Annotated in this window: 11 protein-coding genes and 1 pseudogene; 1 reads left to right on the plus strand and 11 read right to left on the minus strand. The window is 45.4% G+C overall.

The genetic code is table 11. From position 1 onward, the window contains the following. Positions 1-10: 10 nt before the first annotated feature. The 6 genes from MHI21_RS22030 to MHI21_RS22055 all read right to left on the minus strand — a co-directional run bounded on the left by MHI21_RS22030 (position 11) and on the right by MHI21_RS22055 (position 7,401). On the minus strand, positions 11-1,426 hold the full coding sequence (locus MHI21_RS22030; protein ID WP_342418927.1) for a glycoside hydrolase family 32 protein: 1,416 nt from the start codon (positions 1,424-1,426) through the stop codon (positions 11-13). A gap of 83 nt (positions 1,427-1,509) precedes the next feature. Further along, positions 1,510-2,337, minus strand: a complete 828-nt coding sequence (locus MHI21_RS22035) for a carbohydrate ABC transporter permease (RefSeq protein WP_069080153.1) — start codon at positions 2,335-2,337, stop codon at positions 1,510-1,512. After that, the gene (locus MHI21_RS22040; protein ID WP_341163044.1) at positions 2,337-3,221 is read right to left on the minus strand and encodes a sugar ABC transporter permease; all 885 of its coding nucleotides are present in this window, start codon (positions 3,219-3,221) and stop codon (positions 2,337-2,339) included. The genes MHI21_RS22035 and MHI21_RS22040 overlap by 1 nt, the downstream gene beginning before the upstream one ends. Before the next feature lie 59 nt (positions 3,222-3,280). Then, positions 3,281-4,606 carry an ABC transporter substrate-binding protein gene (locus MHI21_RS22045; RefSeq protein WP_341163043.1) on the minus strand — a complete coding sequence of 442 codons (1,326 nt, stop codon included), beginning with the start codon at positions 4,604-4,606 and terminating at the stop codon, positions 3,281-3,283. Between the two features lie 164 nt (positions 4,607-4,770). Beyond that, complete coding sequence (locus MHI21_RS22050; protein WP_341163042.1) at positions 4,771-5,748, minus strand: LacI family DNA-binding transcriptional regulator; 978 nt, start codon at positions 5,746-5,748, stop codon at positions 4,771-4,773. Positions 5,749-6,054: 306 nt separating this feature from the next. After that, positions 6,055-7,401 (minus strand): cellulase family glycosylhydrolase, encoded by a 1,347-nt coding sequence (locus MHI21_RS22055; protein WP_342418928.1) that lies wholly within the window; start codon positions 7,399-7,401, stop codon positions 6,055-6,057. 412 nt (positions 7,402-7,813) lie between these two features. Here MHI21_RS22055 and MHI21_RS22060 point away from each other — a divergent pair, with 412 nt between their 5' ends. After that, the gene (locus MHI21_RS22060; protein ID WP_223830843.1) at positions 7,814-8,500 is read left to right on the plus strand and encodes a glycoside hydrolase family 16 protein; all 687 of its coding nucleotides are present in this window, start codon (positions 7,814-7,816) and stop codon (positions 8,498-8,500) included. A 90-nt stretch (positions 8,501-8,590) separates the two neighbouring features. On the opposite strand, the pseudogene MHI21_RS22065 reads toward MHI21_RS22060, so the two are convergent. From MHI21_RS22065 to MHI21_RS22085, 5 genes and pseudogenes are all read right to left on the minus strand, one after another. Beyond that, positions 8,591-8,764 (minus strand): annotated as a pseudogene (locus MHI21_RS22065) (ATP-binding cassette domain-containing protein). Positions 8,765-8,779: 15 nt separating this feature from the next. Continuing rightward, positions 8,780-9,130: a DUF1048 domain-containing protein gene (locus MHI21_RS22070; RefSeq protein ID WP_165179253.1), complete on the minus strand. Its 351-nt coding sequence runs from the start codon at positions 9,128-9,130 to the stop codon at positions 8,780-8,782. A gap of 12 nt (positions 9,131-9,142) precedes the next feature. Beyond that, on the minus strand, positions 9,143-9,490 hold the full coding sequence (locus MHI21_RS22075; RefSeq protein WP_165179252.1) for a DUF1048 domain-containing protein: 348 nt from the start codon (positions 9,488-9,490) through the stop codon (positions 9,143-9,145). Continuing rightward, on the minus strand, positions 9,450-9,794 hold the full coding sequence (locus tag MHI21_RS22080) for a PadR family transcriptional regulator (protein WP_274597355.1): 345 nt from the start codon (positions 9,792-9,794) through the stop codon (positions 9,450-9,452). Before MHI21_RS22080 ends, MHI21_RS22075 begins: the two co-directional genes overlap by 41 nt. A 362-nt stretch (positions 9,795-10,156) precedes the next feature. Beyond that, positions 10,157-11,074 (minus strand): hypothetical protein, encoded by a 918-nt coding sequence (locus tag MHI21_RS22085; protein ID WP_342418929.1) that lies wholly within the window; start codon positions 11,072-11,074, stop codon positions 10,157-10,159. Positions 11,075-11,215 lie beyond the last annotated feature (141 nt).

Here is an 11,215-nt window from a genome sequence, read left to right on the forward strand (position 1 = left end):
GTATGCGATTCTATGCGAGGATATCCCACTTCTGGAAAGAGGCAATCGTACAGTTTCCGTTCGCAAATGCACGAATACCTGTTGATTCCATTCCGGGATACACTCTTCCTGTGAGAACGTATTCGCCGTCGCCGATGAATATCTCCACAGAGCTTTTATCGACGAAAATCCGAAGCTCCAGACGCCCCTCTTGTAATTCCAAGGGCACTCTTCTCTCTCCGCCCGGTCCGATACCGGCACGCTCACGGTTAAAACGGAACAGACCGTCATCAGGACGATACGAGAGTACAGTCTCCTCTTCGTCGCCCACCCGCAGCTTCAAGCCGAATTCATCCGTATGGCCAGCCTCGAACTCAAATACTACCTTCAGTTCGTAGCTATCTCCGCGCGTGTCCATAATCTGCTCACCTGTCAGTAAGATATCTCGCTGCTCGAACAGATTGCATCGGTAATTCTTTACCTCTTCAAGTGGACGGAACAGCAGCCTGGCGCCGTCGATCACCGCTTCCCGCGGAAGACTCATCGCACCAGCCCAATGGTGCCCCTCCTGAGTCGGCATCTCCGATTCCCACATATCCATCCATCCGATAACGATACGCCGCCCTTTATCATCCAAGGTTGACTGTGGTGCATAGAAATCGAATCCGTGATCCACCTGAGCATACCGCTCTGCCGTAAATGTTCCGGCAGCGGAATTGAAATCACCTATACCGTACATAGTGGAATGCAGATTGCGGTAAGCCTCCCCCTGTGCAGGCATGCGCTGCGGGGATAGCATAAATACGTGCCGACCACCGAGCGGGAACAGATCTGGACACTCCCAATTATCGCCGAAGCGTCCGTCACTCACGGCTAGTACATTGACATACGTCCAGCTTTTCAGGTCTTCAGAACGGTAAAGCAGTACAAGTCCGTTCCCTTTGGCATCATTAGAGCCGAGAACGGCGTAATATTGATCTTCGTGCCTAAACACCTTAGGGTCACGGAAGTCTTTACGGCTGATCGTGTCCGGTATAGCGTCATAACCGATGACCGGGTTGCCCTCCCACTTTTCGAACGTTATTCCGTCTTCTGATACTGCAATTCCCTGCGACTGCTTGTAATCCTGATCTTTGTCAGGCCCGGTTACAACATGTCCGGTATACATCAGGACAAGCTTTCCGTCCTGCTCAATCGCACTGCCAGAGAAGCAGCCATCCTGGTCGAACTCATCGTCCGGTGCCAAAGCGATCGGCAGATAATCCCACTTCATAAGATCGCGGCTGACTGCATGTCCCCAGTGCATCGGTCCCCATACTGATTTATACGGGTAATGTTGATAGAACAAGTGATATTGCCCGTTATATTGAATGAAGCCATTCGGATCATTCATCCAGCCCAATTCAGCCATTAAATGGTAGTGCAGCCGATAATCTGGCCGAAGCATATGCTTCGATTGGGAAATAAATTGATCTGCACGCTCTCTCGTATACGCTCTAGTCTGTTTGATAAAGCATCCTCCCCCTGCAGTTATTTAATCGAGCCTTGCATAACACCCTGAATAATATACTTCTGGGCGAACAGATAGATGATAATGATCGGAAATATCGTCAGTACCAAACTTGCCATCAATGGACCATAATCCACTGTATAGGTTCCATAAAAGTTGTACGTGGACAACGGAAGTGTCCTTTGCTCCGGATCGACCAGAATAAGGGAAGGCAACAGAAAATCATTCCAGATCCACAGTACATTGAGAATGGAAATGGTGGCAGTCGTGGGCATCAGTACCGGAAACACAATCCGGAAGAATGTCTGAAACCGCGTGCAGCCGTCAATTAGCGCCGCTTCCTCCAGTTCCTTTGGAATACTCTTTACAAAACCATGATAAATGAAGACGGCCAGCGAGCTGCCAAAACCGATATACATGTAAATCAGCGACCACTTGCTGTTCAGCAGATCAAGTGACCCGTAGATTTTCACCAATGGAATCATGATAGCCTGGAATGGAATGATCATGGATGCAACCATCAGCATAAATGTATATTGGTTGAACTTGGTGTTGTTTCTGACAAAATAATGGGCCGTCATCGCCGCGAACAGTGAAATAAACAGAACACTTAACACCGTTATGACCAATGAGTTGGTGAAGGCAGCGATGTAATTCATTTTATCAAATGCATTCATATAATTGACCATACTGAAGCTCTCTGGAAGCGATAACGGATTTGAGGTGATGGCCATGTTTTCCTTGAACGAATTGATCAGTAGAAAGACGAACGGTACGATGAACAATATGAGTATGACTGTCAGCACAATGAATTTGATCACGGAGGAAGCAACTCTTTTTCTTGTCATTACGCCTCCACCTCCAACTTCTTGCTAAAATAAACCTGAAGCAGAGTGATGAGAGCAACCATCAGGAACAACACGAATGCTTCTGCTTGCCCCACACCATAATCACGGGAAAGGAATGCCTTTTCATACACATGCATCGACACCATTTGAGTACTGCTGAACGGCCCACCTTTTGTGAGCGCAAGGTTCACGTCATAGACCATAAATCCGCGTTGCAGGGACAAAAATATACATACGATGAAAGAAGGAACCATCAAGGGCAGTACCATTTTCCGTAGTCTGGTCCAGCTGTTTGCCCCATCAATGCTTGCGGCCTCCATAATATCATTCGGCACACCCGTCAATCCTGCGATGTAAATGACCATCATGTAACCCGCGTTCTGCCACACGGTTACAATCACGAGTGCCCAGAACGCTTTGTCGGGATCAGCCAGCCAAGTCGTGCTGAGCGACTGTATGCTGGCATGTTGTCCCAAATAGACAAGCACGTTGTTGAATATAAACTGCCAGATAAAACCGAGTACAATGCCGCCGACAAGGTTGGGCAGGAAAAATCCCGCCCGGAAAATACTCTGTCCTTTTAACCCTTTAGTCAGCACATAAGCCAGCATAAAAGCGATCACATTGATAAGAACAACGGTATAAAACACATACTTGAGCGTCAAGCCGAACGATTTCCAAAACTCAATATCTCTAAAAACAGACAGATAGTTTTGGATGCCAACTAGCGATAGTGTGGTGGAAATACCGTCCCAGTTTGTGAACGTCAGATAGATGCCATACAAAAATGGAATAATCATTACCGTTATGAAGGCAAACAAGGTTGGGCCGGTAAACAGCAGCCGCGTCCGCAGCCGGTTCCATACTCCTTTTTCCGTAATCATGATGATCCCTCCCTTTGTTCCGGGTTTCTCTCTCTATTCCAGGTAATTTGAAAACAACCTTATTTAACGGTTTTCCAGTAGTTTTCGATTTCTTTAACCAGTGTTGAGCGATCGCCCTGTTTCGCCAGATACTTTTGCATGGAAGATCCTGTCTTGGACCAGTGGTCGGCAGGCAGCATGCTCATCGACTGCTCTGACTTGCCTTTTGCGATATAATCCTGGATGGACTTGCCAAGCGGGTCGGCCGCAGGCAGTGTAATATTTTTGAACGCCGGGATAATGTTCGCTTGGTTCACGAGGAAATCCTGGCCTTTCTCTTCATAGACGATCCAGTTCAGGAACTTCTTCGCCGCCTCTTGCTGTTCCGGAGTAGTCTTCTCCTTGTCAATAACAATGCGCTTGGATACAGCAGACGAAATCTCCTGATTGCCGTAGTCAGCGGCATTGTCGCTGATGGGTACAGGCAGAAAACCATATTCTTTGTTAGCGGTATCAAAACTGTTGATTTGCGGCCATGCCCAGTTGCCCATGAACCAAATGCCAACTTCACCTTTGCCGAGCAGTTCCGGTCCGCGTTCATAAGTTCCTGCTAGCGGAGAAGCCTGATCGATATTGTATTTCATCATGACGTCGAATGTATCCATAAGTCCGTTAAATACAGGATTATTAGCCAAGTCCGCCTGGCCCGCTTTTAGTGACGCCATGAATTTGTCCACTTCAGCCATGTCTTTGTTCTGGCCTGCATAAGCAAGAGGCAAATAATGAGCGCCCAGGGACCAGTCCATTGATGAAATCACCAGTGCTTTCTTTCCGGATGTCTCGATTTGCTGAAACAGTTTTTCAAGGTCATTTCGGGTTTTAATTGTGGTGGGATCAAAGCTTCCGCCTACCGCTTTATCTACAACGGCTTTGTTGTAAATGAATCCGTAGCCTTCAACAGCCAGTGGAAACGCGTAATTTTTACCATCAAATGTCGTAGCATTGGTAGCGTTTTCAACAGTGTCCGCATTCCACTTTTCCCCGCTTAGATCGAGGATACGGTCCTTAAATTTCTCAACATCACCTGTATCTAGCATGATCATGGTCGGCGGGTTTCCTGATGCATACAATGCAGAGGCACGCTCAAAAGGAGATCCACCAGTCGGAACCGGCTGGATTTCAACAGTAATGCCCGGATTGTCTTTCTGGAACGCCTTCGCAGCTTCCTCCAGCTGTGGAAGGATTTCGCCTTTGGAGTTCAAAAGCGTAATTTTCACATTTTTCGAATCCCCTGATCCCCCTCCAGAAGCCGAATTACCTTCTCCTCCGGAGCCACTGCATGCAGACACCACCATAACCAAAAGAAGCAGCATTACCATCCATTGAACTCTTTTGAATTTCCTCATTGTTGTCATCCCCTTATTTATATAATGGCTCTGAACACTTAAATAAAACGCTTACAAACGGATTATATGTCAAGGGTTTAACTTGTGTCAATCGTTTGACATGTTGAATTTTTAACATGTACTAAAAAAAATCTGTTCCCCTTGTTAGAGGAACAGATTTTCATTCAGGTCGTTGCACGCTCAATTAGTTCAACAGGCAGCAGATTGACAGGTTGTACCTGCTCCCCTTCCGCCTGCCTGCGGATCAGCTCGACCGCCAGTCTGCCGATGTCTGTAATCGGCTGTCTTACCGATGTAAGTTCCGGCGTCAGCCAGGAAGCAACGCTTACATCATCGAAGCCTACAATGCGCACATTCTCTGGCACATGCCTTCCAGCGCGAATATATTCTTTCAGCGCAAAAGCAGCAATAATATCACTTGTTGCGAACACTCCATCAACATCGGGATGTTCATGAACGAGTTTTGAAATGATTCGCTCGTACTCCTTCTGGTCGAACACATTCAAGTCTGTTTGAACGATCACATGCTGGACACCATCCCTGCCCACGACATCCCGGAATGCTTTGGTCCGCTCATTGGACAGCATGTTCAGCTCCAGATTTCCGCATATATGCGCAATTTTCTGGCAGCCTTTGCTGATGAGCAGCTCCGTAGCCAGCTCGCCTCCGCGATAATTATCCGAGGATATGTAAGGAATACACGGGTCAATCTGTCTATCAAATGTCACAATCGGTGAATTCAAATGTCGGTACTCTTCTACTTCTAATGTATGGCTACCCATAATGATGCCATCCACCCGGTTCCGCTTCAACATATCGATATACACTTTTTCCTTCACGGGATCCATATGGGAATTGCACAGCAGGACCTTGCAGTTTTGCTGATAGGCATAGAACTCGACCTGATTGGCAAGCTCACTGAAGAAAGGATGCGAGACATCGGGAATAATCAGGCCAATAATATTAGACTGCTTGCGCAATAGGGATCGTGCTATTTCATTCGGTTGATAATTAAGTTCCTCCATTGCGTCGAACACTTTTTTGCGTGTAGTTTCGCTGATATATCCCCGGTTGTTCATTACACGGGATACTGTTGTGACCGACACGCCCGCTTTTAATGCTACATCATGAATTGTCGCCATATTAACCTCTTCCCGCACAAAATAAATACATACAAACTATACTCTCTCCTCATCATTTCAACAACCTTACATAACAGAAGCCTAAAAATGGACGTAAATGTTAGGTGACTGAACTTTGCGAATCCCAAATTCGAGGTTACAGCAAGTTCTACTAACTTCATAAACTGATCATCATACATAATTCGCGAAGAGCTTTCTTCTTCCATTTGTTCACCGCCTGCTGAGTGATTTTGAGTTCTCAATTCTATAAAATAATACAACAGCCTATCCAATTGGATAGGCTGTCGGTAGCTGAAAGTATTAACATCATTCTGATTGTGCGTCAGTCGGTGCATTAATGTATGTATCTGTAAGCACATCAGTCGGTGCATCCGCAGGCACATTATCCGTTGCTGATTCACTGTTCTGGAGTAGTGCTCTCGGATAGGCCTGTGCACGCTCATAGTACCAGCCAAACAAAAAGCGGGCCATCGCCTGACGTCGGGTATCGCCATCCCACTTTAACCCTGCTGTTGGGTCCGCAAATGAACTCCTTGCTCCAGATTCCAGCAAAAAGCCATTCATGTGTGCGGTCATGCTGACATTACCGGCTGCTGTAAAAATGGACTTCGTGTTTTTCCCAAATCCATCATTAGAGCCGTTAAACAAATTCCAGTACTCTGAATCGCCGGGTTGTGTTTTGAACCAGGTAAATTCTGTAACATTTATTGGATAGGCTTGAGCTGCCGCCTTAATGTTGGAATCCCATTGCGATTGCAGCTTGTCCTTGTTATCATAAGCTCCGTAGCCCGGATACCAGTGGACAGCATAGCCGTAGTTGTTCAAGGGGTCTGTCAGCGGGTGTTTTGCCACCGGGCTGTAAAATTGGTTGTATCCAAGTCCTGCAGCCCAGATGACATTATCCGCTCCTTTACTTCGAATCGTGGAAATAATAGAGTTCTGGAATCTTCTCAGATCATTCCAATGGTCAAGAAAATCATTCTCGCCGGGATAGCCTCCCCAATGCCCATTCGCATACGACTTAATTGGCTCGTTGATCAGTTCAAACATGACGTTATCCGCGCTATTAATAGCCGGCTGCGAGGCAAGATACCCCCAGATTTGATTAAATTTGTCCAAATTGGATTGTGTTGTAGCCTGGTCGTTAGCCAAAGTGAAATCAAGACCAAGGGTAACATAAACGCCCTTTGTTTTCGCATAATTGATGTATGGAATAATCACATTTTGTGTAACTGCCTGTAAACCGGCGAAGTTGTATGACCCTGCGGCCACATCTCCCATATCCTGGCGGTCAATAAACAATCGGACCTGATTCATATACCAACCGTGGTTGCTTCCATACTTCGGTCTGGTGTCTGTAAAGGTGTCGGTGATATCCTTCAAATAAGCCAAAATTGCTGCATGACGATTGTTACCATTCAATTTGAGATAATAATTACTGTTTTGATAGGTCCAGTATGCTCCCGACGGCTGATGCCAGCCACTCAAAACAACAGGTTTTCCGCTGCTGTTCACCAATTGATTGCCCCTGACATGGAGCTCTCCCATGGGCATACCTGACCATGCATCTATATGTTGGTCAAACACCGGTTTTAAAGGCAATATGAATACAAGTATCAGAACTATTTTACATACCATACCTAATTTTTTCAAAGAAAGGCCTCCTCCTCAAAAATTTAATTGACTATTATGCCAAAAGAATAAAATGGTATAAACATGTAGTGGCTCCGCTTCCTGAGTCTATCCTATTGCAAAATCATCATCTCCCTTAATGGAAAATTATAACGTTTATTTGTATTTCTTGCATCTAATTGTATAACTTACATTTCCAAACCACAACTTGATAAAATTTAGTTTTTTTGAAATTATTTTTCAATCTTTAAGTTTGCTATAGTCTACGCCTCAATTTCAAGCTACAATGAAGATGCCAAATATGGAAGCGTTTTATATTTTTTCGATAAGCCGGTCAATACTTGAAATAATGTATCATTGCCAGCCGTTTCTTTCATGTTTGGTCAATCTTTTATGGAGGTGTAAAATGAAGAAGAAATCTTGGTTCACTTTAATGGTCACGGGTATTGTCTCTCTGTTTTTTTCGGTAAGCGTTTATGCGGGGAATGTTTTTTGGGAACCACTTAATGGTTTCAATTCTGGTGCATGGCAAAAGGCGGATGGATATTCCAATGGGAACATGTTTAATTGCACTTGGCGTGCCAATAATGTCAATTTTACGAACGATGGCAAAATGAAGCTTGGCTTAACAAGTTCTGCGTACAATAAATTTGACTGTGGAGAGTATCGATCGACGAACACTTACAGATACGGCTTATACGAGGTCAGCATGAAGCCTGCTAAAAATACTGGGATCGTATCTTCCTTTTTTACGTATACGGGACCTACTGATGGCACGCAATGGGACGAAATAGATATTGAATTTTTAGGCAAAGACACGACAAAAGTGCAATTCAACTATTATACAAACGGGGTCGGTGGTCACGAGAAGATTGTTGATCTGGGCTTTGATGCATCAAGAGGCTTCCACACCTATGCTTTCGATTGGCAGCCAGGGTACATTAAGTGGTATGTTGACGGGGTTCTAAAGCATACAGCAACTACGAATATACCGAGCACGCCAGGCAAGATTATGATGAATTTATGGAATGGCACCGGCGTTGACGACTGGCTGGGTTCGTATAATGGAGCGAATCCGCTATACGCCGAATACGATTGGGTAAAATACACGAGCAATTAGCCCGTAGCACAAAAGCAGCCCTGTAGTGGCTGCTTTTTTTGTGATCATTGATTTAGCCATGTTCCGGCCATGAAGAAGATTGCTAGAAGTCTATTCAAAGCTGGCGATCACCCGATGCGCAGCTTGAATATAATCAGTGGTGAGGATTCTGACAATCGTCGTCTTGCCCGCGCCGTTGGAGCCAAGCAGGGCGAAAATCTCCCCTCGCTTCACTTAAAAATCCACGCCTTTTAGGACTTCTATGTCCTTGAAAGACTTTCGCATCCCGATATCCCCCTTTTACTTTGTTTTATCCGTAACCTTTTTCATGGCCTTGTTACCTTCTTGGTCAACAGATTCTTGATAGATGTCAGCGTAAGTTTTTGAATCTTTGATTAGATCGTCGCAGAATGCCGCTACGTCACTGCCTGTCACTTCGAGCACGCCTTTCCCCAAGGCCGCGCCCTCTTCAAAAAGATCGATAATTCCCGAGAGTAAACCCGCCCCGTCGGTTAGCTCAACAGGGCCGACCTTAAAGAGATATTTTCGAATCTCTTTATAAACAATCTGATAATCTTGCGGCAGCGCTTTGACACGCGCCACGTGCGCTCGCCACTCTTTTTTGCCTTCGATGATATTTCGTATTCTCATTTTATCCTCCTCCTATTCACCTAATTTTTTAGCGATATTATTGTTTAGTTGCTCGCGCCACTTGTCGCGAAAAGACTTTGCCCCTTCTTCGCCGGCCAGCGCTGAACAAAAGCCTTTGATGTCGTCACTCAAAACCTCTTGGACACTCTGACCGTCCGCCGCCGTTTCTTCTAGTAGGCCAAGCACACCGTCAAGAATTGGCATGAGGTTGCGACCGGTGAAATCTGAGTACCCCCAAAGATTGGAATTAATTTTTTCCCATGCCGCTTGATAATCAGCCGGCAGCTTTTTGACTCGCGATTCAAAAGTTTTGAATTCTTTAGTCATGTCGCCGCCTGTGATTTTTTCCCAAAAATTCATTTTTTCCCTCCTTTAACTCGTTAATTTTTGATGATACGAACTCCCACTTTTCCCAGAACTTCCGCAGTTCCTCGCGCCCCGCGTCGTTGATCGCAAAAAACTTTCGCGGTGGTCCCATTTCGGAGGGCTTCTTGGTGATCTCCACCAACTTGTTTTTTTCAAGCCGGATCAGGATGGTGTACACCGTTCCCTCCACAACATCTGTGAAGCCGAGGGCGTTCAGCCGCCGCGTGATTTCGTAGCCGTAGGTTTCTTTGCGGCTTATAATTTCAAGGATACAGCCCTCAAGCACGCCTTTGAGCATTTCCGTTAGGTTTTCCAGCACAATCACTCCTTGCTATTCTGTATAACCGGTATGCAGTGTCACTTACTACCGCTATAAAGTATCACGTAGTAGATGAATTGTCAATAGCGTTATCTCTGACACGGATTTTACATTTTCAACTATCCTGCCCGTTAGCGTAACAAGGCTGCCATTCAATCCACGGCAGCCTCATGGTTTATTGAGTTGCCTCAACAAAGACCTCTTCTTTTGCTCCCCATTTTACGGCTTCAATCAGTGTTTAGACAATCATTTTACATATTGAAATTTGCAACTTTCCCCTCTAAGCCTTCCTCATCCTGGTCCGTTCCTCTTCCCCATGAGCTCCCTTCTAAAGAAAGTCTTTATGCATAGGTATACTCCGGTCCCAATCTTTCGATAACTCGATCCAACTGTTTGTTTAGATAAGGCGAAACGTCACCAATGCCAGCCACTGCTTCTAACAAGGGAAAGGGTTGCCCACTCCATGGGCCTCGTGGATCAAAGACTTGTCTACCGATTCGCAATCCTCCTGTTTCCTTGAAGATGTTCAATCGTTCCAATCCTTCAATAAGCAGCCCGACCGGCAGCGTTTTGTTCCTACGTCGGGACCATTCTGCCAAGAAGGACATGCCGCGTAATATATCATATTCAAAAAACCTCGGAAAGCAAGGCTTCAGCCATTCCATATCGATGACGCTTCTATTTTGTTTAGAACATACAAGACGATGCTCAATTAAATAACGTGCGCCTTCATCTAAGAAAACGACTTCCTGTTCAGTAAATTCACGGTCTGTATGCCATAAGATAGCTTCAAGCGGAGGAAGTGTTGAAACAATAGAGCTCTTTTTAGAATGAGTATAAGCTTCAGGGTCGCAGTTCAGCCCGCCATCAGGTAACTGATGCTTTAAGAGCCATTCGCGAATCCAAGGCAGTTCCTTGTCCAAATCACAGCCATACGCCATTAGAATCATATAGTATACGGCAAGTTCACAATGGCAGCAATCCATCTTCATCTTATCACTTTCACTTGTTGGATGGTCATCGGCGGATATGATGAAGGTCGGCCAGACCTGAGTTTCGAGTAAATATTTTGCTCCGACAATAGCAGACTCGGGAATTAGTTTCACCTCTCCCATTTCATAAAGAGCAGCCATATGCCACCAAGCTCCATCCCATTTTCGACGGCTGCACTCGCCGTGAGTCATCCCCAAATGGGGAGTAGATTCAAGGAACTGTATAGATTCTTCGATTGCTAAACGAATATTTTGATTTGTTTCCATCTGGGTATCTCCTTTTTGATTACCTCTACTTCACGCTTCAGTTAAGCAAAGTCTCACCTCGTATACCCTTACACTCTTAAAAAATTCGATATGTTATTAAACTATCCTGCCCGTTAGCTTAATGAAGCATCGGCAGTCTAA

This window comes from Paenibacillus sp. FSL H8-0168 (assembly GCF_038592955.1).
Classification (GTDB): Bacteria; Bacillota; Bacilli; order Paenibacillales; family Paenibacillaceae; genus Paenibacillus; species Paenibacillus polymyxa_B.

Coding starts and splice junctions, on each gene's coding strand:
- MHI21_RS22030 (WP_342418927.1), bottom strand. CDS start 1,426: ATGCTTCGGCCAGATTATCGGCTGCACTACCATTTAATGGCTGAATTG.
- MHI21_RS22035 (WP_069080153.1), bottom strand. CDS start 2,337: ATGACAAGAAAAAGAGTTGCTTCCTCCGTGATCAAATTCATTGTGCTG.
- MHI21_RS22040 (WP_341163044.1), bottom strand. CDS start 3,221: ATGATTACGGAAAAAGGAGTATGGAACCGGCTGCGGACGCGGCTGCTG.
- MHI21_RS22045 (WP_341163043.1), bottom strand. CDS start 4,606: ATGAGGAAATTCAAAAGAGTTCAATGGATGGTAATGCTGCTTCTTTTG.
- MHI21_RS22050 (WP_341163042.1), bottom strand. CDS start 5,748: ATGGCGACAATTCATGATGTAGCATTAAAAGCGGGCGTGTCGGTCACA.
- MHI21_RS22060 (WP_223830843.1), top strand. CDS start 7,814: ATGGTCACGGGTATTGTCTCTCTGTTTTTTTCGGTAAGCGTTTATGCG.
- MHI21_RS22070 (WP_165179253.1), bottom strand. CDS start 9,130: ATGAGAATACGAAATATCATCGAAGGCAAAAAAGAGTGGCGAGCGCAC.
- MHI21_RS22075 (WP_165179252.1), bottom strand. CDS start 9,490: ATGAATTTTTGGGAAAAAATCACAGGCGGCGACATGACTAAAGAATTC.
- MHI21_RS22080 (WP_274597355.1), bottom strand. CDS start 9,794: ATGCTCAAAGGCGTGCTTGAGGGCTGTATCCTTGAAATTATAAGCCGC.
- MHI21_RS22085 (WP_342418929.1), bottom strand. CDS start 11,074: ATGGAAACAAATCAAAATATTCGTTTAGCAATCGAAGAATCTATACAG.